At 63.5% G+C, this 21538-nt stretch carries 22 protein-coding genes; 11 read left to right on the forward strand and 11 right to left on the reverse strand.

Annotation, left to right across the window (positions count from 1 at the left end):
- Positions 1-10: 10 nt before the first annotated feature.
- From KIP88_RS02015 to KIP88_RS02040, 6 genes are read left to right on the forward strand one after another with little or no spacing between them, the layout of a single operon-like run.
- On the forward strand, positions 11-1246 hold the full coding sequence (locus tag KIP88_RS02015; RefSeq protein WP_214486146.1) for an ABC transporter substrate-binding protein: 1236 nt from the start codon (positions 11-13) through the stop codon (positions 1244-1246).
- A 19-nt stretch (positions 1247-1265) separates the two neighbouring features.
- On the forward strand, positions 1266-1646 hold the full coding sequence (locus KIP88_RS02020; RefSeq protein WP_214486147.1) for a carboxymuconolactone decarboxylase family protein: 381 nt from the start codon (positions 1266-1268) through the stop codon (positions 1644-1646).
- A 12-nt stretch (positions 1647-1658) separates the two neighbouring features.
- Entirely contained in the window at positions 1659-2432 is a 774-nt protein-coding gene (locus KIP88_RS02025) for an SDR family oxidoreductase (RefSeq protein ID WP_249790461.1), read from the forward strand.
- Positions 2433-2465: 33 nt separating this feature from the next.
- Positions 2466-3206 carry an SDR family oxidoreductase gene (locus tag KIP88_RS02030; protein WP_214486148.1) on the forward strand — a complete coding sequence of 247 codons (741 nt, stop codon included), beginning with the start codon at positions 2466-2468 and terminating at the stop codon, positions 3204-3206.
- Between the two features lie 28 nt (positions 3207-3234).
- Entirely contained in the window at positions 3235-3951 is a 717-nt protein-coding gene (locus tag KIP88_RS02035; protein WP_214486149.1) for a GntR family transcriptional regulator, read from the forward strand.
- A 58-nt stretch (positions 3952-4009) separates the two neighbouring features.
- Positions 4010-4981 carry a tripartite tricarboxylate transporter substrate-binding protein gene (locus KIP88_RS02040; RefSeq protein ID WP_214486150.1) on the forward strand — a complete coding sequence of 324 codons (972 nt, stop codon included), beginning with the start codon at positions 4010-4012 and terminating at the stop codon, positions 4979-4981.
- 182 nt (positions 4982-5163) lie between these two features.
- Here KIP88_RS02040 and KIP88_RS02045 read toward each other — a convergent pair whose 3' ends face one another.
- Genes KIP88_RS02045 through KIP88_RS02085 form a run of 9 tightly spaced genes read right to left on the reverse strand, consistent with a single transcriptional unit; the run spans position 5164 to position 15475 of the window.
- A complete protein-coding gene (locus KIP88_RS02045; RefSeq protein ID WP_214486151.1) occupies positions 5164-6663 on the reverse strand; it encodes a tripartite tricarboxylate transporter permease in 1500 nt (499 codons plus the stop codon).
- Between the two features lie 15 nt (positions 6664-6678).
- Positions 6679-7158, reverse strand: coding sequence for a tripartite tricarboxylate transporter TctB family protein (locus KIP88_RS02050; protein WP_214486152.1), 480 nt, complete (start codon positions 7156-7158; stop codon positions 6679-6681).
- Positions 7155-7940 (reverse strand): carboxymuconolactone decarboxylase family protein, encoded by a 786-nt coding sequence (locus KIP88_RS02055; RefSeq protein ID WP_308163177.1) that lies wholly within the window; start codon positions 7938-7940, stop codon positions 7155-7157. The genes KIP88_RS02050 and KIP88_RS02055 overlap by 4 nt, the downstream gene beginning before the upstream one ends.
- Positions 7937-9517: an SDR family oxidoreductase gene (locus tag KIP88_RS48115; RefSeq protein ID WP_214486153.1), complete on the reverse strand. Its 1581-nt coding sequence runs from the start codon at positions 9515-9517 to the stop codon at positions 7937-7939. Before KIP88_RS48115 ends, KIP88_RS02055 begins: the two co-directional genes overlap by 4 nt.
- Positions 9518-9544: 27 nt before the next feature.
- On the reverse strand, positions 9545-10315 hold the full coding sequence (locus tag KIP88_RS02065) for an SDR family NAD(P)-dependent oxidoreductase (RefSeq protein WP_214486154.1): 771 nt from the start codon (positions 10313-10315) through the stop codon (positions 9545-9547).
- Between the two features lie 18 nt (positions 10316-10333).
- Entirely contained in the window at positions 10334-11356 is a 1023-nt protein-coding gene (locus KIP88_RS02070) for an acyl-CoA dehydrogenase family protein (protein ID WP_214486155.1), read from the reverse strand.
- Positions 11356-12570 (reverse strand): acyl-CoA dehydrogenase, encoded by a 1215-nt coding sequence (locus KIP88_RS02075; RefSeq protein ID WP_249790462.1) that lies wholly within the window; start codon positions 12568-12570, stop codon positions 11356-11358. Before KIP88_RS02075 ends, KIP88_RS02070 begins: the two co-directional genes overlap by 1 nt.
- Positions 12567-14702, reverse strand: coding sequence for an acetate--CoA ligase family protein (locus KIP88_RS02080; protein ID WP_214486156.1), 2136 nt, complete (start codon positions 14700-14702; stop codon positions 12567-12569). The genes KIP88_RS02075 and KIP88_RS02080 overlap by 4 nt, the downstream gene beginning before the upstream one ends.
- Positions 14703-14704: 2 nt before the next feature.
- Positions 14705-15475 carry an enoyl-CoA hydratase/isomerase family protein gene (locus tag KIP88_RS02085; RefSeq protein ID WP_214486157.1) on the reverse strand — a complete coding sequence of 257 codons (771 nt, stop codon included), beginning with the start codon at positions 15473-15475 and terminating at the stop codon, positions 14705-14707.
- Between the two features lie 190 nt (positions 15476-15665).
- Here KIP88_RS02085 and KIP88_RS02090 point away from each other — a divergent pair, with 190 nt between their 5' ends.
- Positions 15666-16646, forward strand: coding sequence for a tripartite tricarboxylate transporter substrate binding protein (locus tag KIP88_RS02090; protein WP_214486158.1), 981 nt, complete (start codon positions 15666-15668; stop codon positions 16644-16646).
- 24 nt (positions 16647-16670) lie between these two features.
- Here KIP88_RS02090 and KIP88_RS02095 read toward each other — a convergent pair whose 3' ends face one another.
- On the reverse strand, positions 16671-17333 hold the full coding sequence (locus tag KIP88_RS02095; protein WP_249790463.1) for a TetR/AcrR family transcriptional regulator: 663 nt from the start codon (positions 17331-17333) through the stop codon (positions 16671-16673).
- Between the two features lie 145 nt (positions 17334-17478).
- Between KIP88_RS02095 and KIP88_RS02100 the strand changes: the two genes are divergently transcribed.
- A complete protein-coding gene (locus KIP88_RS02100) occupies positions 17479-18363 on the forward strand; it encodes an SMP-30/gluconolactonase/LRE family protein (protein WP_214486161.1) in 885 nt (294 codons plus the stop codon).
- On the opposite strand, the gene KIP88_RS02105 is transcribed toward KIP88_RS02100, so the two are convergent.
- Positions 18350-19309 (reverse strand): LysR family transcriptional regulator, encoded by a 960-nt coding sequence (locus KIP88_RS02105; protein ID WP_214486162.1) that lies wholly within the window; start codon positions 19307-19309, stop codon positions 18350-18352. The two genes, KIP88_RS02100 and KIP88_RS02105, sit on opposite strands and share 14 nt — an antisense overlap.
- 127 nt (positions 19310-19436) lie before the next feature.
- Between KIP88_RS02105 and KIP88_RS02110 the strand changes: the two genes are divergently transcribed.
- Genes KIP88_RS02110 through KIP88_RS02120 form a run of 3 tightly spaced genes read left to right on the forward strand, consistent with a single transcriptional unit; the run spans position 19437 to position 21407 of the window.
- The gene (locus tag KIP88_RS02110) at positions 19437-20534 is read left to right on the forward strand and encodes an LLM class flavin-dependent oxidoreductase (protein WP_214486163.1); all 1098 of its coding nucleotides are present in this window, start codon (positions 19437-19439) and stop codon (positions 20532-20534) included.
- Between the two features lie 17 nt (positions 20535-20551).
- On the forward strand, positions 20552-21094 hold the full coding sequence (locus KIP88_RS02115; protein ID WP_214486165.1) for a flavin reductase family protein: 543 nt from the start codon (positions 20552-20554) through the stop codon (positions 21092-21094).
- A gap of 13 nt (positions 21095-21107) precedes the next feature.
- Positions 21108-21407: a hypothetical protein gene (locus KIP88_RS02120; RefSeq protein ID WP_214486166.1), complete on the forward strand. Its 300-nt coding sequence runs from the start codon at positions 21108-21110 to the stop codon at positions 21405-21407.
- Positions 21408-21538 lie beyond the last annotated feature (131 nt).

The raw sequence follows: 21538 nt of genomic DNA on the forward strand, positions 1-21538 counted from the left end.
AGGAATAGTCATGACAAAAAATACCCGGGCCGCATTGACACGGCGTAGCCTGCTCGCCGGCGCATCCGCCGGTCTGATCTCGTCTCGGGTGTGGGCTCAGCAACCGTCCGAAGTGAAGGTCGGATTGCTGGTGCCGATCTCGGGTCTCTATGCGCGCCCGGGAGCCGTGATGCGCCACGGCGCCGAGATGGGGGTGGAACACATCAATGCGCAGGGCGGTATCAAGTCGCTCGGCGGCGCTAAGCTCAAGCTGGTCGTGCTCGATTCCGGCGATACGACCGAGAAAGCCAAGAACGCCGCGCAACGCATGGTCGCCCAGGAGACCGATCTGGTGGCCGCAAGTGGTGCTTATCTCAGTTCATTCACGCTGGCCGTCACGGAGGTCACGGAACGGGCCAATCTTCCAGTCCTCACCCTCTCCTACTCCGATCTCATTACCGATCGCGGCTTCAAATATGTCTTCCAGACCTCGGCAACGGCGGGATCGCAGGCAAAACAGGCCTTGCCCCAGATCGTGAAGCTGGCGGAAACGGCCTCAGGCAAGAAACCCAAGACGGTCGCGATCATCACCGACAACACCGCGGCATCGGTTTCTTCGGCAAAGGCGATGCGAGACGGCCTGCTTGCCGAAAACGGGCTGCAACTGATCGTCGACGAAACCTTTACCCCGCCGCTCGCCGACGCCACCCCGCTGGTTCAGAAAATCCGGTCGGCGAAACCTGACCTGCTGTTCTTCCTGCCGACCGTGATTTCCGACGCCAAGCTGCTGCTCGAGAAGATGAACGAGTTCGGCCTCGGGCAAGGCAAGATTCCGACCATCTCGTTCGGCATCGCCATCGCCGAACCCGACATGCTGCAGACCGTAAGCCCGGAATTGCTGCAGGGCCTGCTCACCTGCGTCGCCAGTTGGGGCGCCAAAGGGCACGAGGCCCTCATTGCCGAACTCAAGACGCGCTACAAGGAACCGTGGATGACGCAGAACGCGATCTCCACCTATGGCGACATGTGGGTGATCAAGGACGCGCTCGAAAAAGCCGGCAAGGCTGATCGCGTTGCCGTCGCCGACGCGCTGCGCACCATGGATGCCGGTCCCTCCAAATATTACCCGCTCGGCGAAATCAAGTTCGACGAAAAGGGCCGCCGCGTCGGCGCCGGGATGACCATCGTGCAGTGGCAATCCGGCGTACCGGTCACGGTATTCCCGCCGCAACTGGCGCTTGCCCAGCCGTTCTGGCCGAAAACCTAACTGAAGATTGGATAGCAAAATGGACAAGGCGACATACGATCGAGGCCTCCAGATCCGCAAGAGCGTGCTGGGGAACGAGTTCGTCGACAAGGCGATCGCATCGGCCGACGACTTCAACCGGCCGATGCAGGACCTCACGACGGAATATTGCTGGGGCTACGTTTGGGGCCGCGAAGGCCTTTCGCACAAGACCCGCAGCTTTCTCAACCTGGCGATGCTGTGCGCGCTGAACCGGCCGCAGGAACTCAAGACCCATGTGCGGGGCGCGCTGACCAACGGCGCCACGCGCGAAGAGATACGCGAGGTGTTCATGCAGGTCGCGATCTATTGCGGCGTGCCAGCCGGCGTAGACGCCTTCCGTAACGCCAAGGAAGTGTTTGCCGAACTGGACAAGAAATAGCCGGAGTCTGAGATGTTGAAGGGCAAATGGGCTCTCGTGACCGGGGCAACGGCAGGCCTGGGCCTCGCCGTGGCCGAAAGCCTTGCAGGCGCGGGAGCCAGCATTGTCCTGCACGATTTGGTCGAACCGGTGCAGACGCGAGATCGTCTTCGCACGCAGTTTGGCGTCGAGGTGGTCAGCATCGCAGCCGACCTGTCGCAGCGCACCGCCATAGAAGCTGTCATGGCCGACCTGCTCGGCCGCACCGGCGCGGTCGACATATTGGTGAACAATGCGGTGGTCCGGCATTTTTCACCGGTCGAACACTTCCCGCCGGAACGATGGGACGAAGCGCTCGCCGTCAATCTGTCGGCCCCGTTCCACCTGATCCGTCTCGCATTGCCCGGGATGAAAGAGCGACGCTGGGGCCGCATCATCAACATGGCCTCGATCTATTCGACCCGCGCCGTCGCGGACCGCATCGACTATGTGACCACCAAGACCGCTATCGTCGGCTTGACCCGTGCGGTCGCGATCGAGACCACGAAGAACGGAATTACGTGCAACGCGCTGTGCCCGGGCACGCTGCCCACGCCGGCCATTCTGGGAAAAATCGCAGGGATCGTGGCCAGCGAGGGCCGCAGCATCGACGAGACCACAAGCGACTATCTGGCGACGCGTCAACCGACCGGACGATTTGTCGCCATGGAAGGCGTCGGCGCGATGGCAGCCTTCCTCTGCAGCCCGGCCGCGCAGGACATCACAGGGGCAACGCTGCCGATCGATGGGGGCTGGTCCATCGCATGAGCGTCATCGGCTACCCCCCACAGGAGATACACAATGACTGAAGCATCGAGCCGAAATGCCCTGGTAACCGGCGCCGCCGGTGGCATGGGTCGTGCCATTACGAAAGCGCTGGTCGAAAGCGGGCGAAGGGTCGTACTGGCCGACCGCGATCCGGCCTCGCTTCGCGAGTTCGCCGCCGAAATGGGCGACAACACATTCCCGATCGAGCTCGATATTACCGACGCCAAAGCCGTGGACCGCCTGCCCGATCTCGTCCCGGACGCCTTCAAGCCGATCGACATCCTCGTCAACAATGCCGGTCACGACATCGGCGGCCGGACGCGCTTCGATGTCGGCGCGGCGGACGATTGGTCCGCGATCATACAGACCAATTTGATCGGCCTGATGCGGGTGACCCGTAGCCTGCTACCCGACATGGTCAGGCGTAACACGGGCCATATCGTCAACATCAGCTCGATCAACGCCGTACGCATCGTTCCTGACATGGCCGCCTACAGCGCCAGCAAGGCGGGCGTGCACATGTTTACTGAAACGCTCCGGGGAGAGCTCGCAGAAACCGCGATCCGGGTAACCGAGATGCAGCCCGGCCTGACCAGGACCAACATTATCCTCACCCGCTACCGCGGCGACCGGGAGAAGGAAAAGGACTATTTCGACCAGTTCAAGATGGCGCTCGATCCGGCCGATATTGCCCGGTCGATCGTCTTTGCGTTGGACCAGCCGCCGCATGTTCAGATTGCGGAGATGATGATTCTGCCCGTAAATCGCTATTGAACCAATGTCGGCACCAAGGCGGTAGACAATGGATAAACGCGGTGAATTGCAATCCACGCTCCGGATCGAGGACGTTCCGACCGTCCGGTCGATGGTAGCCCAAAAGCTGCGTGAAGCGATCATGTCCGGGATACTGAAGCCGGGCCAGCGCCTGATCGAACGCGAGCTTTGCGAGATGACCGGCGTGAGCCGTCCGTCCATTCGCGAGGCACTTCGGCTGCTGGAGGCCGACGGCCTGGTCAACACGGTCCCCCATCGCGGCCCCGTCGTCAGCACCATCAGTCTCGAGGAAGCAAAACAGCTCTACGCGGCACGTGCCGTTCTCGAGGGATTTGCCGGGCGTGAATGCGCCCGCCTGCACGATCCCGCCGTCGTTCGCCGGATCGGCGATGCACTCTCCAAATTGAAAGCCGCATTCGCCGATGGCGACCTTATGACGGCCCTTGAGGCCAAGACTGAGTTCTACGCCGCGCTGATCGGCGGCTGTCAAAACGCCTTCATCGAACGAATGCTCAGGCCGCTGCATGACCGGATCACGCTGTTGCGAATCACCTCGATGTCGCAGCCGAAGCGAATCAACAAGAGCCTGCGCGAGGTCACCGCGATCTGGCGCGCAATTCAGAGCGGTGACCCAGATCTCGCCGAGCAATGCTGCGTCGATCATATCAGGGCGGCGGCGGTGGCCGCGCTCAGCATGATCGAGCAATCATCCGCGTCGAACGAAAAGGCGACCGCGGATGAATGACCCAACGTTATTTCGATCAAGCCGTTTCAAAGGGCCACAAGGCCGATAGGAACTTGCCATGAAGTTCGTAAAACGCGTTTTTCTGATGCTGCTATTGTCGCCCGTACTGCCGGCATTCGCCCAGGAATTTCCGAGCCGGCCGATCACGATGGTCGTTCCCTTCTCGGCCGGCGGCCCAGGCGACGTCATTGCCCGCCTGCTCGGGACATCGATGAGTGCGACGCTGAAGCAGGCGGTCGTCATAGAAAACGTCGTCGGCGCCGGTGGCACCCTCGGTACCAATCGCGTCGCCAAGGCCGCGCCTGACGGCTACACCCTGCTGCTGATGCATGTCGGCCAGGCGACCGCGCCCGCGCTCTATGCGAAGCTGCCGTTCGATCCCGTCGGCGACTTTGCGCCGATCGGCCTCGTCACCGACGTGCCCATGATCCTGGTGGCGCGCGCGAATTTTCCAGCCAGGGACCTGAAGGAACTGGTCGCCCATGTCCGCGCCCAGGGCGACAAGGTCACTTATGGCAATGTCGGCCTCGGCTCCGCGTCGCATCTGTGCGGGCTGATGTTCATGAGTGCCATCGAAGCCAAGCTCACGCCGATCTACTACAAGGGCGGCGGCCCCGCGCTGAACGATATCATCGCCGGCCACATCGACATCTATTGCGATCCGGCAACCGGACCTACGCCTTATATTCAGGCCGGCACCATCCCGGGTTACGCCATCACCAGCAAAAAACGCGTCCCGACCCTGCCGAACGTGCCGACTTCGGCGGAAGCCGGGGTGCCGAAGTTCGACGTCACCACCTGGTACGGGCTGTACGCACCGCGCAATACGCCGAAGCCGATCATCGACGCGCTCGTCGATGCCCTGCAAAAGGCGCTGAAGGACCCGCCACTGGTCAACCGCTTTGCTGAGCTCAGCATGGCGCCCGTTGATGAAGAGCGAGCCACACCCGCGGCACTCGAAGCACTCCTCAAGGCTGAGATTGATAGATGGGGCCGGATCATCAGGGATGCCGGCATTGCGCCGCAGTAAAAGACTGCAGGCAGCAATATCAGTTGCTGCTTCTCCTTCGGCGATACCTGCCTCGACGATACGTGTGCGAACGTCGATCTCTATGCGGACCTGAGGCCTCAAGGTAGGTGAGCGTCAGAGCACGCGGTAACGTTGTCCCCTTTCAGCTACACGTATCCGTCAGGCCATCCGGGTCAGCAGAGCTATTCCTTCAGCGCTTCCTCGCGCTTGGAGCGGATGGCGGGCAGCGTGATCAGCACGACGGCGACGGCGGCTGCTGCCAGCAGGCCGCCGGACAATGGCGAGGTCAGGAACACGGTGCTGTCGCCGCGCGAGAGCACCATGGCGCGGCGAAAGTTCTCCTCGATCGCCGGACCCAGCACCAGCCCCAGCAGCAAGGGCGCGGCCGGAAGGTCCAGCTTCATCAGCATGTAGCCAAAGATGCAGAACAAGGCCGCCTCGTAGACTTCGAACGTGCCGTTGTTGATCGAGAACACACCGATCGAGCAGAACACCATGATGGCCGGAAACAAATAGCGATAGGGAATCGAAAGCAGCTTCACCCACAGTCCTACCAGCGGCAGATTGAGGATCACCAGCATCAAATTGCCGATCCACATCGAAACGATCAGGCCCCAGAACAGCGGGGGGTTTTTGGTCATGACCTGCGGGCCGGGCTGAATATTGTGGATCGTCATGGCGCCGACCATCAGCGCCATCACCACGTTGGACGGGATGCCCAGCGTCAATAACGGAATGAACGAGGTCTGGGCGCCGGCATTGTTGGCGGATTCAGGACCCGCCACGCCTTCGATCGCCCCCTTGCCGAATTGCTCCGGATGCTTGGAGAGCTTCTTCTCCAGCGTGTAGGAAGCAAAGGAAGACAGTACGGCCCCGCCACCAGGCAACACGCCGAGCATGGTGCCAAGCGCCGTGCCGCGGAAGATCGCCGGCATCATGCGGCGAAAATCCTCGCGCGTCGGGAACAGGTTCCTGATCTTCTGGGTGACCAGCGAGATGTCACCGTGCGGTTCGAGGTTCCTGACGATTTCGGCGAAGCCGAAGATGCCCATGGCGAGCGGCACAAAGTCGATGCCGTCGAACAATTGCGGAATGCCGAATGCGAAGCGCTGGGTGCCGCTGTTGATGTCGGTGCCGATCAGGCTGAGCAGCATGCCGAGCACCACCATGCCGATGCCTTCGATGAACGGACCGGAGGACAGCACCGAGGCGACGACGAGGCCGAGGATCATCAGCGAGAAGAATTCCTTCGGCCCGAACAGCAAGGCGGTGGCAGCCAGCGGCTGGGCGAGCGCGGCAACCGCCAGCGTGGCAACGGTGCCCGCAAAGAACGATCCGATCGCCGCGGTCGAGAGCGCGACACCGGCCCTGCCCTGCTTCGCCATCTGATAACCGTCGATGGTGGTGACGACGGACGAGGACTCGCCCGGCAGATTGACGACGATGGCCGTGGTCGACCCGCCATACTGCGCCCCGTAGTAGATGCCCGCGAGCATGATCAGTGCGGCTTCCGGTGTCAGCGCGTAGGTGATCGGCAGCAGCATGGCGATCGTCGCGAGCGGCCCAAGGCCCGGCAGCACCCCGATCAGCGTTCCCAGCAGGCAGCCGATGAAAGCATAAACGAGATTGGTCAACTGGAACGCGGTGGAAAAGCCGATCGCAAGATTATGAATGAGATCCATCCCCGATGCTCCGGCTCAGTTGAACAGGGTCGGCCAGACCGGGAACTTCAGCCCGAGGCCATAGACGAACACGCCGACGCACAACACGATCAGCACCGCGGCGTTCGCCAGCGCGCCCTTCAAGGTGAACTCGGGACTGGCCTTGCTCGAAACCATGATCAGAACGAACAGCGAGATCACGAAGCCGAGTGGATAGAGCAGGAAGGCAAAAAGCATCACCGAGCCGGTCACCCACAACAGCCCCTTCAGGTCCCACGCCCGTAGCCGTTGCATTTCCGCCGTCGGCCGCATGGCGCCGGCCATCACGAACAGCCCGATTGCCGCCAAGACGATGCTCAACAGCCGCGGAAAATAGCCCGGCCCCATTCGCGCCGTGGTGCCCGGCGCGTAGCCCAGCGCCACCGCATAGAAGAAAACGGCAACGGTCAGGAAGAACGCGCCGGACACGAAGGCGCGCCGGTCGCGGATTGTCAGACGTGACGTGACGTTCTTCATGGCGCTTTGCGATCTCCCCCATCAGGCGTTGCACCGATCGCTTCGAGCAGCAGCGGCACGCCGACGGTGCACGCGTGAACGCCGAGATGCGCGGTCATCTGCAGCACCTGCAGGATTTCCCTGTGATCGGTGCCGAGCCGGAGCGCCCGCCGGATTTGCAGCCGGAGCCCGTGCGGATTGAGCGATGTAAAGCAGGCACTCAGCGCCAGCGATATCAGGCCGCGCGATTTCTCGTCGAGACCGTTGGAGGGCGGCGCCACGGAAAGCAGCTCCAGCATCGCGGCGAAATAGCCGGGATCGACCCGCAGCAGGTGATCGCAGAAATCGGGCCAATCGCCGAACCGGGCTTGATAGTCGTCGCGGAGCTTGCGTTGTTCAGCCGAGAGTTCGTCATGCGGGAGCACGGCGTCATGCCCCGCGATGGCGAGTTCCTCGACCAGGATCTCGACGCCGAGGTTGCAGCCGTCCAGTCCCTGGGCGGTCGCAAGCTGAAGCACCTCGATGATCTCCTGCGCGGATGCCCCGCTTTCGAGCGCAAGCCCCATGTGAAGCGCAAGGCCCGATCGAAAAAGATGCGTGGCCGAACCATCCAGCGCGACATAGATCAGCTCGCACATCTTTCGCGACAACGGGCCGGTCGCCGCCGGATAGCCGGCGTATCTGGCATAGGCAGCGAGAAATTCCGGATTGAGCCGCAACAGACCCTCGGTCCACGGCCGCCAGTAGCCGCGCTGCCGGATGAATTCGTCCTTCAGGGCTTGTTCCGCTGGCGTCAGGTTCACGATGGGATCCTTTGCAATGGCGAACGGTCGGGCCCGGCTGAGATGCTCACTCCTCCATCGACCGTGATGACGCTTCCGGTCACGTAGCCCGCCCCTGTACTCAGAAGAAAATCCGCAACCTCGGCGACGTCCTGCGGCGATACCGCGCGCCCGAGCGGGATCCGCGCAAGCGCCTCAGACGGGACATCCCCGAATAGCCCGGCCGCGATCGCGTTAACGCGAACGCCGTGCCCACCCCATTCGGAGGCCAGCGTGCGCGTGAACATCGCGACCGCCGCTGCGTTGGCTGCCCTTCCGGCATCCGCACCCAACACAACATCTGCGTCGACCGACGTCAGATTGACCAGCACGCCAAAACCCTGCCTCAGCAACGTCGGCCCAACCGCTTTCGCAACCCGCAGCGCGCCCACCAGATGCGCGTCGGACGATTGCCTGTCGTCACCCTGTGATCTCGCAGGTTCGGCGCCGCCCATCATCCGCCGCGGCGCCATCAGCGTTTCGGCGCCGATCGCATTCACGACACCGTCGAGCCGGCCGATACGTTGCACAATGGCCTCAATGCCGGCCCTGAAACCGGCCTCGTCCAACATATCGACAGGTAGCACCGGATGGTCCGCGCCAAGCGCAGCCGCCAGCACGGACAATTGCTTTTCTTCGCGGTCGACTGGGATCACCGTGGCATCACGGGCGGCGAGCATCCGCGCCACGGCTTCGCCGAGCCGGCTGCACGCCCCCGCGACAAGGTAGACGGGCCGTCCGGCCAGCGCCGGCTGGCCGGCTTGCCGAGGCGCGACCGCCCCGCTGCTGCCGCTCACCTGCGATCCGCCGTCGGCCAGAAACGTTGAGCCCGTGAGATAGGCCGCGCGCGGCGACGCCATGAACGCGATCACGGCTGCGATTTCATCCGGTGCCGCCATCCGGCCGAGCGGGATTCGCCGCGCCACGGCGGCTGGATCGATACGACCGCGCGCGATCAGCTCATCGACCAGCTCGGTGCGCGTGTAGCCCGGCGCAACTGCATTGACCCTGATTCCGTCCCCAGCAAAAGCGCAGGCATGATGGCGCGTCATCGCCAGCACGCCGGCCTTGGAGGCGCTGTAGCCGTTGCGGAAAGGCACGGGACGCAGCGCCGCACCGGACGCGACATTGACGATGCTGCCGCCACCGGATGTCCTCATCGCGGAGGCCGCCGCCTCTGCGGCGAGAAGACTTCCGCGCAGATTGACAGCCAGCAGATGTTCAAAGGCGGCGACCGGCTGGTCCACGGCGCTCAGGCCATCCGGATCGGTGCGGCCGGCATTGTTGATCAGAATGTCGAGGCGGCCGAATTGGCGGACGCTGTGTTCCACCATTGCGACGACCTGATGGTCTTGAGCGAGATCGACGCCAAAGGATCCGTGCGCGTCGCCGAGTTCGGCCGCGCGCCTGGCGGCCCTGTCGGCATCGATGTCGGCAATCAGTACCCGCGCGCCGGCGGCAGCGAAGCGCTGCGCCGTCGCCCAGCCGATTCCCGCCGCGCCACCGGTAATGAGGACGGCGCGCCCACTGAAATCCGTCTCCCGCGCCTTCGCTCTCACGCCGACCCCATGACCACGTGTTGGTGACTAGATGTTGGTAAAGGTAATTCCGCCATCGACCGTCATGACCTGCGCCGATACGAACCCGCTGTCATCGCCGGCCAGGAAACAGATCGCGCGCGCAATATCCTCGACAGTGCCGAGCCGCCCCAACGGCGTGCGCGCGACGCGGCGTGCATCGAGCTCTGCGTTGCGGTTTCGCATGGTGCCTTCGGTGGGTATCGCCGAGGGCGCGACGGCATTGACCCTGATGTTGCGCGCGCCGAGTTCGGCCGCTGCCGCCCGGGTGATGCCCATCACGCCCGCCTTGATGCCGCTATAGACGATACTGTTCTTGGCGGAGACGAGGCCTGCGACCGAGGCCACATTGACGATAGCGCCGCCGCGTTCCGCGTCCATGACTTCCGCGGCCGCCTGAATGCCCCATATGATCGCCTTGAAGCCGATATTGAGCATTCGCTCCACAGTCTCCGGCGCGATGTCTGGCACCGACTGGTAACGGACCCACGCCGCGTTGTTGACGAGAATGTCGAGCCGCCCCTGCTGTTGGGCAAAACCCAGCACCACCTCGCGCATGCCGTCGCGGGTCGATACGTCGCGCGTCACCGCCACCGCGTTGCCGCCAGCCGCCTTGATCTCGGCAACGACGCTATCGACCGCCTCCTGTTTCAGATCGTTGACGCCGACGGCGGCGCCGAGCGACGCCATACGGAGCGCCGTCGCCCGCCCGATGCCGCTGCCGGAACCGGTGATCAATGCAACGCGACCTGCCAGCGCTTTCATTGCAGTCTCAGTCATCTCCCCGATCCTTCTCCGTTATGCCGCCGCTTCCGATGCAGGCTCAATCTCCGCGACATAGCGATGTCCGAGCGCCCGCAAGAGGCCGCTGGCATCGCCCTGCGCCTGCAGGGCAAGGATACGCCGCAGATGGCGGTGTATCGGCACGTCCCAGGTGAACCCCATGCCACCGTGAATCTGCAGCGCGCCCTGGCTGATCGCGACGCCATACGACGCGGCGGCAAGGAAGGCGGCATTTCGCTCCAGTGCGCTGGCTTCGCCAAAGAGGCTGCGCGTGATCGCATGGCGGATGCTTTCGAGTCCGAGCTTGTGCCGCGCCAATGCGTGACGGATGGCCTGGTTATAGGCCAGCGCATGGCCGAACTGCCGCCGTGTCGAGGCGTGCTCCTGCGCCATCGCAAGGCAAGCCTCCGCCGATCCCATGATCGCCGCCGCGCGCAAGACCAGCGCGTCCGACTGCAGGAGCGGCCAGGTGCCCGCCGGCAACAGATTGCGTTCGGCGATGCTGACGTGATCGAGCCGCACGGTGTGTTCCGGCATGGCCAGGTCCAGGCCGGTCGGCTCCAGCGTGACCCCCGATGCCGTGACTGGAACGAGCGCCGCGGCATCGTCGCCGACACGCACCAGCAGCCAATCGACATCAGCGGCGCACGGTGCGCGGCCCGCGCAGCCGCTCAGTACGACGCGGTCGCCTTCAGGCTTGGCCGAGGCGGCATTTGTCCAGGCGATGGTTGCGCATGCCGCGCCTGACACGATCGCGCGTGACACATCAGGCAACGGTGCCTGCAACAGGCGGCCGAGCAGAAGCGTTTCCAGGAGCGGAAAACCGAGCAATCCCGCACTGGCGGCGGCGACCGGAACCGCGAAGGCGGCCGGCAAATCGAGCCCCCCGACCTCCTCGCCTGCCGTCACGCCCAGCAAGCCATCGCCCCCGAGGCGCTCCGCCTGCTGTCGCGCGGTGAGCCCGGCGCAGGCCGCAATCGCGCGCGCCGCGGTCGCCGCGAAATCGGCCGGCGACAATCCATCTTCCGTCATGGCCATTACTTACCTTTGGAAAGTGCGAGAATCCTGTCGGCAATGATGCCGAGCTGGATCTCGGTAGTGCCTGCGTAAATCGTCTCGGCGCGCGACGCCAGATAGATGCCCTCGAAGCGCCGCAGCGCGACCTTCACCGACGGTGCGAGCGGCAACGGCGCCTTCGACAAAAGCTCCATCGCCAGGATCGCGAACCGCTGGTGCGCCTCGCTCCAATGCAACTTGGCGAGGCTGCCGCGGGCGCCGATCGAGCCGCCATCGACCAGCACATCGACCGCGGTTTCAACGTGCGCCTTCAACACCTCGATATCCACGACCGTTTCGGCGAGACGAACCGCGTAATGGCTGTCGGCCAGGAGCCCCGCCAGTACAGCGTCGGTCTTGCAGGCCGAGATCAGATGGCGCAGCTCGTTCTGGAAACGCCAGGCGCGATACATCCGGTTGGTCGCCCGCTCGATCTCCAGCACGCGGATGGCCGCGGCCCAGCCCTCGTCGGGCGCACCGAGGGCGTCCGACTGCGCGACTTCAACCTCATCGAAGAAGACTTCACAGAAGCTTTCCTTGCCGTCGATCGATTTGATGGTGCGAACACGAACGCCGGGCGCGTCGAGCGGCACCGCGAACAGCGCCAACCCACGGTGCCGATCTTCGACCGGTCCGGTCCGCGCCAACAAAAGGCAGCGCTGCGACCGCGCCGCGCCGCTGGTCCAGATCTTCTGGCCGTTGATCCGCCAGATATCGCCGTGGCGCACCGCGCGCGTGCGCAGGCCGGCAAGATCGGAGCCGGCCTCGGGCTCGGAAAACCCTTGGCACCAGATATTGCGCATCTGAAGGATCGCCGGCAGGAAGCGCTTCTTCTGCTCTTCGGTGCCGATCGCGAGAATGATCGGCCCGGCCAGTTCCTTGCCGATGGAATTGACACTGTCCGGCATCGCCAGCGAGCCGATTTCCTGATTGACGATGAGATGTTCGCGCAGCGTGCGGCCGTGCCCGCCATAACTCGTTGGCCAGGTCATGCCCGAAAGCCCGGCGCGATGCATCGCTGCTTCCCAGGCGATCGACTGTTCCAGCGTTGGCGGCGAGAATGCTGCGCTGTCGCTGCGGTAAGACGCGGGCAGTTCGTTGCGGAGCCAGTCCCGCACCGTCAGGCGATAGGCCTCCCCCGTCAACAAGCCGGCGGCGACGTCGGGGTGCTGCTGCGCTTCCATGACGGTCATCATGATTCCTTACCTTTGCCTTCGGAATGCGGCACCAGCAGCGCGTCGAGGGCCACAACACCCTGCCCCTCCGGCATCAACAGCAGAGGGTTGATGTCGATTTCCGAAATAGTTCGCGCATGCGCGGCGGCAAAGCATGACAGCGCGGCGATCGCCCGCGCTGCCGCCGCCGTGTCGGCACGGGGCCGGCCCCGCGCGCCATCCAGCACCGCGAACGCCTTCAGCGATCGCAGCATCTCCATCGCCATGGCCTCATCGACGGGCGCCGTCTGCACGACGACATCCCCGATGATCTCGGCGAAGATGCCGCCGAGTCCCACCATAACCACCGGGCCGAATACCGGATCCGTCGTGGTGCCGAGAATGAGCTCGGCAATTCCTTTTGCCATCGGCGCGACCAGCACGCCGTCGATCACGGCTTGCGGCGCCTTGACCGCGACGCTTCGCAGCATCTCGGCAAAGGCCTGCCGCACCTCATCCACTGAGGCGAGGCCAACCTTGACGCCACCGACCTCGGTCTTGTGCGGCAGGTCAGGCGAAACGATCTTCAGCACCACCGGAAAGCCGATTTCAGCCGCTGCAAGCGCGGCCGCATCGGCGTCCTGCACCAGACGCTCGGCAAGGACGGGAATGCCAGCCGCCGCCAGCGCCCGCTTGGCGCCAAACTCATGTCGCAGCGCATCGGCTGGAAGCGGCGCCGGACGCTCGCCCGAGGGCGCAATCGATGTCTTCTCCGGCTTCTTCAGCGCCGTACGCAGCTTTGCCAGTGCGGCAAGCGTTGCGCAGCAGCCATCAAAACTGTCGATGATCGGATAGCCCATCGCACGCAGTTCGGCGACCGCATCCTGCGGGCCGCGCACGCACAGCATCAGGATGCGATCGGGATATTGCTCGCGGATGCGCCGCAGTGTTTCGATGTAGATCGATCGCAACCGCGGCACATACAGCGACAGCGGCAACGGCATCAGTACCGCATCGCAGGTATCGTCCGCGACCACGGCCGACAATATCTTCTGCAGCATTTCCGGTCGGCTCGACATCTGCGCCGTCGCATCGACCGGATTGCGCGCCGAGGCGAACGGCACGACGTCCAGAATGGCTTGTTGCGTTGCCTCGCTCAGCTCGGGCATCACGAGGTCCGCCGCATGGGCAGCGTCAGCCAGCAATATCCCAAAACCGCCGGAAGCCGTCAGCAGCGCCACCCTCGGGCCGCGCGGCAAACGATCCGGCAGCAACATCGAGGCGGCATCGCCCAGATTGATCAGTTCCTCGATGCTGTGCACGCGCAGCGCGCCGGCGCGTGCAAGCACGGCATCGAACACCGCGTCCGATCCGGCAAGCGCACCGGTGTGGGATGCGGCGGCCGCCTGGCCGGCGGCCGAAGTCCCGATCTTCAACGCAATGACCGGCTTGCCGGCCTCGCGCGCCTCTTCCAGGCTTGCGATCAGGCGGCCGGCATCGCGGCAGGTTTCGAGACAGCACAGGATCACCCGCGTGGCGGGGTCGCGCGCCAGAAAAGCGATGCCATCGGCGATATCGATGTCGCATTCGTTGCCGGTGGTCATGAACCGGCTGACGCCGACGCCGCGTTCGCTGGCAAGCCGCATCGTAAAACTGCCGAGATTGCCGCTCTGGGAGACGATGCCGAGCGTACCCGCCACCGGCAGGCCTTCTTCAAGAACGATCGAGAACGTGGCGATGCTCTTGTCGGCGATGCTGACGGCGCCGAGACAGTTCGGCCCCAATATCCGCATGCCGGTGCGCCGCCCGGCGGCACGCAGCCGTTCCTGCAGCGCCCCGCCGGCTTCGCCCAGTTCGGCAAAGCCTGAGGAGAACACGACGACGCCGCGCACACCGCGCGCGGCGCATTGCTCGACCGCGTCGGGCGCTTTTTCGGCTTCCACCGCGATGAGGGCGAGATCCGGCGCCTCCGGCACTTCCATCACCGAAGGATAGGCCTTCAGCCCCTGCACTTCGGCGGCTTTCGGGTTGATCGGATAGATCTGCCCGGCATAGCCATATCGGCGCAACAGATGCAGCGGCCGGCCGCCGATCTTGGCCGGATCCTGCGACGCGCCGATGATCGCGATCGAGCGCGGCCGCATTAGCGCCTCGAGGCCTTCGCCCACGCGCATCTCTAACGTCCCTTGAACACAGGGTCGCGCTTTTCGAGGAACGCCTGGCGGGCCTCTTTGGCATCCTCGGTCTTCGACAGCGTCATCGTGATGTTCTGCTCGAACCGATAGGCATCGCGCTGCGGCATCAGGTCGACCATGTTGACCGCCTGCTTGGCGTAGTTCATCGCGATCGGGCTTTTGGAGGCAATCTCCCTGGCGATCTTCATCGCCTCGGGAACGAGGTCCGCCTGGCTGGTGCAGGCCTCGATGATGCCACGCCGATAGAACTCGGCTGCCGACACCCGCAAGCCCGTAAAGAACATGCGCCGCAGCAGCGAACGGCCAACCAGCGTGCGCAACATCGACGCCCCGCCGGCGAGGCCGACATTGATCTCGGGCATGCCGAACACCGCCTCTTCCGAGGCCAGATAGATATCGCAGGACGCCATCAGCCCGAGGCCGGCGCCGAGCGCCGCACCGTTCACCGCCGCGATCACCGGCTTGGCGCATTCGCGAATGCTGTTGCCGGTTTCGCGCGTGATCCTGTTGTGACTGTGAAAGGCGCCGGGCTGGGTGGCATCGGGACGATCCTTCAGATCCGCCCCGCTGCAGAATACCTTGCCGTTGGCGGTCAGCACCGCAACACGGACATCGCTGCGCTCGGAAATCTCGTCGAACACCGCCACGATGCGTTCGCGCATGGCGCGGTCGAGCGCGTTCACCGGCGGCCGGTTCAAGGTCACGAGTGCGATGTAATCGGATACTTCAAGGGTGACGATATCGGCCGACACGATTCCCTCCGGACTTGAACGCCCCGTTCCGAGGCTTTGATTGCTGACCGATCGGTCAGGATGATGGACAAGTACCACTATAAAAAACCGCTCGCAAGTATCCTCCGTCACAAATCTTGACTGACCGATCGGTCATGATCTAAGACAACGGCCAAGACAACAAGAACAGCATCAAGGGAGGACGATACCGATGGCGACTATCACCCGACGCCAGGTCACCGCGCTGATCGGCGGCACCCTGCTGGCACCGTTTGCGGCGCCCTCAATCGTGAAGGCGCGTTCGGCGCAAACCATCTTCATCATCGTGCCCTACGCGAGCGGCGGCTCGATCGACGGTATGATGCGGACCATCGCCAAGGCCATGTCGGAGACGCTGGAGCAGCCGGTTCTCGTCGACAACAAGCCCGGCGCCAACGGCATCGTCGGCTCGCAATATGTGGCGCGAGCGCCGAAGGACGGGACGGTATTGCTTGCCGGAGGTACAGGGCCGATCTCGCTTAACGTGCTGCTGCGCAAGAGCCTGCCCTACAAGCTCGAGGATTTTTCCTCCGTCGCCATGCTCTGCCACGGCCCGCTGTCGCTGACCGTCAATTCCAAAATGCCGGTCACCGACGTGAAGGGTTTTGTCGACTACGCCAAGAGCCGCGACAAGCCGCTGTTCTATGCCACCCTCGGCCCGGGAAGCGTGACGCACTTGTTCGGCATCATGATGAGCAAGTCGATGGGATTTGCCGTCACCGACGTGCCCTATCGCAACAATCCGCTGTCGATCATGGACCTGCTCTCCGGCGCGTGCGATCTGAATTTCGCAACGCCCGCGGCGGTGATGGAACACGCGACCGCGGGTACGCTGCGGATCCTCGCGCTGTCGTCGGACAAGCGGTCGCCAAATCTACCTGACGTTCCGACGCTTGCGGAGTCCGGCTATCCGGAACTGACGGCGTCGTTCTGGACCGCGCTCCACGCCCCGGCGGGCACCCCGCCCGATGTCATCGCCAGACTAAACGCGGCCGCCAATGCGGCGATGCAGAAGCCTGAGATCGCAACTCAACTGCAGACCGACGGACTGCTGCCAGACACCGGCGCGCCGAACCTGCTCGATGCGCAGCTCAAGAAGGATGCGGCATTGTGGGGGCCTGTGATCAAGTCCCAGAACATCGTGCTCGATTGACCGCCCTGCCGGTGCCTGCAACGCTCAGCGTGGCTTGCGGCGCGCCGGCTTGGGCGGAGGCGGCGCTGGCAGAGAGATGTCACCGGCCCGCAGACCGTTGAACACGAGATCGAAATAGACGTCGGCAATCTGCTCGGGCGTCATGGCCTTGTTGGGATTGTACCAGCGATGCATCCAGTTCAACGACGAAAGGATCAGGCGACCGGCCATGGGCACGTCGACTTCACGGATTTCGCCGGCCTCGATCGCTTCCTCAATCAGGCCGCGCAGGAAGTTTTCGTAACGGTCTCGCCGCGTCATCCGCTCCTTCTGGCGATGACGATCCGGATCGTTCCAGAATGCGGTCGTCGATGCGATCCACGCCCAGCGGTAGCGCCGGAAATACTCGGCGGTCGCGACCATGAAGGCGCGAATCTTGGCTGAGGGCGGGCCAGATGGAACACGATCGCGCACGAAAAGATACAGCTCGTCGGTGGAGCCGACCGTTACACGAGAATAGAGCTCCTCCTTGTTGGCGAAGTGGTGATAGAGCAGTGCCTTCGAGATGCCGCAGGCGACCGCAATGTCGCGCATCGACGCCCCTGCATATCCCTTGCGGGCGAAGATGCGCTCGGCCTCGGAGAGAATTTGCGCGACGCGGTCAGAACCATCGGCCTTGTCGGGCTGGCCATCCTTTGTCGTCGACATCTCGGTCATCACATCCGGTCGGAGCTGATCTTGGATTCTGGATCGAAACGAACGCCGACCACGGAATTTCACTGTATTTTTCGCTGACCGACCGGTCAAGTCCGCACCACGCCGTCGCGCTGCGGGCAGCAAGGGGAAGACAGAGATGAGTTCACTACGCGTCAGGCGGGTCGGCAACACACGCGATCAACTCGGCGAAAGTCCGGTATGGGATGGTCGCACGCAGCGACTCTACTGGATCGATTCGCTGGCCGGTACGATCCACCGACTCGATCCGGTGACCGGCGAACTGCAGCAATTTCATGCCCCCTCACCTGTCGGTTCGATGGTGCTGCGGCATGACGGCGGCGCCATGCTGGCGTTGCAGCACGGCTTCGCCCGTTATGATTTTGAACAGGGCGAGGTCACGTCGTCGATCGCGTCGATCGGCTGCGATCATCCGATGTTGCGGCTGAACGACGGCAAGGTCGATCCCTTGGGCCGCTTCATCGCCGGCACCATGCACCATGGCCGGGCGCACGACGAACCGGCGCTCGGCGGGCTCTATCGCCTGCAAGCCGGGGCGGTGACGCTGCTCGACACCGATTTCGGTGTCAGCAACGGCCCATGCTTCAGTCCTGACGGCGCCATACTCTATTTCGGCGACAGCGCGCGACGCTCGATCTTTGCGTACGACTATCGGCGCGACGGACTGCCCGCCAACAAGCGCCTGTTCGCGGATACGAGCGCCCTCAACTCGGGCCCGGATGGCGCGACCGTCGATGCCGACGGCTATCTCTGGTCGGTCCTTGTGCGCGCGGGCGCGCTGGCACGATTCGCACCCGACGGCCGCCTCGACCGCACGGTGGAGTTACCGGTCAAGCATCCGACCAGCGTGGCGTTCGGCGGACCCAACCTCGATATTCTGTACGTGACGTCGATTTCGAAGAGCACCAATTTGTCGGCCTCCGAACCCGATGCGGGCGGGCTCTTCGCAATCGAAGGCCTCGGCGTTCGCGGGCTTCCCGCTTACACATTCACCGCGGACTGACGCGCCTGGTCGCCTGCAACCGCATCGGCAGCAATCCGCCTTTCTTGACCTGGCCGGGCACGTTCGCAGCCAGAAAGTCGACGAAGGCGCGGATCTTCCCGGGCAGGTAATTCGTCTGCAGAAAGGTCGCGTAGATGCCCTCGTCGAACGTTGAATTAGTGACGCGATAGCCGGGCAGAAGCCGCCGCAGCTGGCCCCGTTCAATTTCACCCGAGACGGTGTAATCGTCGAGCAGTGCAATGCCGTGTCCCATCACCGCGAGCTGATGCAGCACATAGCCGTTGTTGGCGCTGAACGAGGACGGCACCGTCATCTCCTTCAGCTTGCCCTTGCGCATGAAGCGCCAGACCACATCGTTGGCGCCCATCCAGTAAGTCAGGCAGTTGTGCTTCACGAGATCGTCCGGCTCACGCACCGCCGGCGTCCGCGTGATGTAGTCGGGTGCAGCCACCAGGATGCGCTCGGTGGCAAGCAGCCGGCGCTGCATCAGGCTCTCATCCTTCGGCGCGGCGATCCGCAGATCGATGTCGAAATCCTCCTCGCGAAGCTGGATACGCCGTTCCGAAAGGCTTAGCTCAACCTTGAGCTCCGGATACATTTTCTGGAATTGCGGCATCAGCGGCATCACGACGGTCATGCCGAACAGCATGCGGGAATGCACCCTCAGCGTTCCGCGCGGCGTGCTTTGCAGGGCAAGCGCCGCCGCCTCGGCGTCCTCGATGCTGTGCAGCGCCGGTTCGACCCGCTGCAGGTAGGCCTTGCCGGCCTCTGTTAGTGCGAGATGACGGGTGGTGCGGTTGAAAAGCTGAACGCCGAGCCGCGCTTCCAGCTCGCCGATGCGGCGCGATACCGAGGCCGGCGACAGCCCGTTGTGGCGTCCGGCGGCGGAGAAACTGCCCTCCCGCGCCGCGCTCACGAATAACTCCATCGCTTGCAACTGGCTCATTTTGATCTTTTCAGATTCTGCAAAAGACATGCTCAAAATAGAGCGATTGTCCGATAAAGCGCAAGGCCCTAGCCTCGCTCCATCGTCGGCCGCCGGCACATCAAGAAACCACCTGAGGAACGCAACCATGGAATTTGGCGTATTCATTCTCGCCCAGCAACGCGGCTATCACCAATCCTCGCAGCAGGTGATCCGTAACGCCGTGGAGCAGACGATGACGGCGGAAGCCGCGGGCTTCGACACCGCATGGTACGCCGAGCATCACTTCAACAATTACAGCCTGTGCCCCTCGCCGCTGATGATGGTCGCGCATTGCGCCGGACTGACGACGCGGATCCGACTCGGCACCGCGGTCTGTGTGCTGCCGCTGTACAATCCGGCCAGGCTTCTCGGCGAGATCGGTTTCGCCGACACGGTTTCAGATGGCCGGCTCGATCTCGGCATCGGCTCGGGCTACCAGCAATTCGAGTTCGAACGCTTCGGCGTCGATCTGAAGGACTCGCATTCGCTGTTCGCGGAATTCTACGACATCCTGCAGGCGGGCATGCGCGACCGCATCTTCTCCTACGATGGAGAGCACCTGAAGATGCCGCCAACCGCGATCGCGGTGCGCACGGTGCAAACGCCGATGCCGCCGATCTGGGTAACGTCGGGTCACCCGGAGACGCTGGGTCGCGCGATCCGCGACAACCACAATTTGTTCGTGACGGCGCTGCTCAACGGCCTCGACGCGGTGAAAGCCTTGCGTGAGCGGCTGGAAGGAATCGCGGCCAAGGAAGGCCGATCCATCGACAATACCCGCTTCGGCTTCCTGCGCTGCGGCTATGCCAGCGACAACGAGAGCGAGATCATGTCCTATCTCGACAACGCACGCTTCCAGCGCCGGGTGTCGGAAAGCCTCAAGTTCCGCCGCGCCCAGAGCGAGGACGGCTACCTCATCAAGGAGGAAGCAGGCCCGAACGACATGTCGCTGGAGACGATGCGCAAGAATCTGCCGGTGGGAAGCGTCAACCAGGTGATCGACCGCCTGCTGGAGGAAATCAGCGTATTGAAGCCGTCGCATATCGCGCTGCAGACCCAACTCGGCGATTTCGACCAGAAGACGATGCTGCGCCAGATCGATCTCTGGGGTGAACGGATCATTCCCGCCGTCCACCGCGAGCTGAAAAGCAAGGGCGGCAGCGCCCGCCACCCCCAACGCGACGACGAAAGCGCCGTGGCATGATCGAGGCGCCATCAACGATGACGCGGCATCCCGGCCCGCGAGCGAGCGTTGCTCAGCTCGCCCATTTCCCACCGGTCGAGGCGAGCGAATTTCGTGAGGCCCTGCGAAATCTGGCCAGCGGCGTTGCCATTGTCGCCACAGGCGTGGGCGAGGCCCGCCGAGGGTTGACGGCGAGTTCCGTCACTTCGATCTGCGCGGACCCTCCGTGCCTGCTCGTCAGCGTCAACACAAAATCGGAGGCACACGATTCCATTCTCGCCAACGGGTACTTCGGCATCAGTCTGCTCAGAACCGGACAGGAAGCGCTGGCGCGGCATTTCGCAGGCCTTGATGGCGTCGGTGGTGCGGATCGATTCAAGAATGCGCCGTGGAGTGAAGGCGTAACCGGCGCGCCATTGCTGGATACGGCGATATGCGCCATCGACTGCGTTCTGCAGCAGCACCAGATTGTCGGCAGCCACGGCATCTTCATCGGGCGGATCGTTGCGACCCGACGGCCCTGCGCCGGCAATCCCGTGATCAATTTCCAGGGAGAACTTCGCACGCTGCCCCTGACGTGATGGGATCCGAGCAATGATCGTTCAATATTCGTCAAGCGATGGCCTGACGCTCGTGGAACCGGAAGACTTCCGCAACTTCAAACTGGTGCTTAGAGGCGCTACCGAAGATCGTTCGCCCTCGATTGTGGGAATTACATTCGTCGACGAACGGAATGCGCTGATTTCGATCGAACTCGTCCCGACCCTGCCCGGGCGGTCCGACGGCGAAAGCTGGCAAAAGGGCTATTTCGCCATGATCGAAGCAGCCCGCAAGCACGGCTGGATCGACGCGCAAACAGGCGCCATTCGCGCCCACGTCGAACGGTCTGCCTGATGACCGCGTGACTTGTCGCGACTGACGATTGCTCGACCGCGAAAGGCAGTTCAGCAGTGACGCATGCATAATTGCAAAATTCCGCTAACTTCAGAAACCCGAGACCGATAACCGGTGACGAAATGCCTGAA

It is taken from the genome of Bradyrhizobium sp. SRL28 (assembly GCF_018596315.1).
Classification (GTDB): Bacteria; Pseudomonadota; Alphaproteobacteria; order Rhizobiales; family Xanthobacteraceae; genus Bradyrhizobium.

What these genes read in the sequence shown, in the direction of transcription:
- KIP88_RS02095 (WP_249790463.1), bottom strand. Translation starts at nt 17,333, where the DNA reads ATGTCGACGACAAAGGATGGCCAGCCCGACAAGGCCGATGGTTCTGAC.
- KIP88_RS02035 (WP_214486149.1), top strand. Translation starts at nt 3,235, where the DNA reads ATGGATAAACGCGGTGAATTGCAATCCACGCTCCGGATCGAGGACGTT.
- KIP88_RS02090 (WP_214486158.1), top strand. Translation starts at nt 15,666, where the DNA reads ATGGCGACTATCACCCGACGCCAGGTCACCGCGCTGATCGGCGGCACC.
- KIP88_RS02030 (WP_214486148.1), top strand. Translation starts at nt 2,466, where the DNA reads ATGACTGAAGCATCGAGCCGAAATGCCCTGGTAACCGGCGCCGCCGGT.
- KIP88_RS02080 (WP_214486156.1), bottom strand. Translation starts at nt 14,702, where the DNA reads ATGCGCGTGGGCGAAGGCCTCGAGGCGCTAATGCGGCCGCGCTCGATC.
- KIP88_RS02070 (WP_214486155.1), bottom strand. Translation starts at nt 11,356, where the DNA reads ATGGCCATGACGGAAGATGGATTGTCGCCGGCCGATTTCGCGGCGACC.
- KIP88_RS02045 (WP_214486151.1), bottom strand. Translation starts at nt 6,663, where the DNA reads ATGGATCTCATTCATAATCTTGCGATCGGCTTTTCCACCGCGTTCCAG.
- KIP88_RS02105 (WP_214486162.1), bottom strand. Translation starts at nt 19,309, where the DNA reads ATGAGCCAGTTGCAAGCGATGGAGTTATTCGTGAGCGCGGCGCGGGAG.
- KIP88_RS02015 (WP_214486146.1), top strand. Translation starts at nt 11, where the DNA reads ATGACAAAAAATACCCGGGCCGCATTGACACGGCGTAGCCTGCTCGCC.
- KIP88_RS02100 (WP_214486161.1), top strand. Translation starts at nt 17,479, where the DNA reads ATGAGTTCACTACGCGTCAGGCGGGTCGGCAACACACGCGATCAACTC.
- KIP88_RS02025 (WP_249790461.1), top strand. Translation starts at nt 1,659, where the DNA reads ATGTTGAAGGGCAAATGGGCTCTCGTGACCGGGGCAACGGCAGGCCTG.
- KIP88_RS02120 (WP_214486166.1), top strand. Translation starts at nt 21,108, where the DNA reads ATGATCGTTCAATATTCGTCAAGCGATGGCCTGACGCTCGTGGAACCG.
- KIP88_RS02075 (WP_249790462.1), bottom strand. Translation starts at nt 12,570, where the DNA reads ATGATGACCGTCATGGAAGCGCAGCAGCACCCCGACGTCGCCGCCGGC.
- KIP88_RS02050 (WP_214486152.1), bottom strand. Translation starts at nt 7,158, where the DNA reads ATGAAGAACGTCACGTCACGTCTGACAATCCGCGACCGGCGCGCCTTC.
- KIP88_RS02065 (WP_214486154.1), bottom strand. Translation starts at nt 10,315, where the DNA reads ATGACTGAGACTGCAATGAAAGCGCTGGCAGGTCGCGTTGCATTGATC.
- KIP88_RS02040 (WP_214486150.1), top strand. Translation starts at nt 4,010, where the DNA reads ATGAAGTTCGTAAAACGCGTTTTTCTGATGCTGCTATTGTCGCCCGTA.
- KIP88_RS02115 (WP_214486165.1), top strand. Translation starts at nt 20,552, where the DNA reads ATGACGCGGCATCCCGGCCCGCGAGCGAGCGTTGCTCAGCTCGCCCAT.
- KIP88_RS02020 (WP_214486147.1), top strand. Translation starts at nt 1,266, where the DNA reads ATGGACAAGGCGACATACGATCGAGGCCTCCAGATCCGCAAGAGCGTG.
- KIP88_RS02110 (WP_214486163.1), top strand. Translation starts at nt 19,437, where the DNA reads ATGGAATTTGGCGTATTCATTCTCGCCCAGCAACGCGGCTATCACCAA.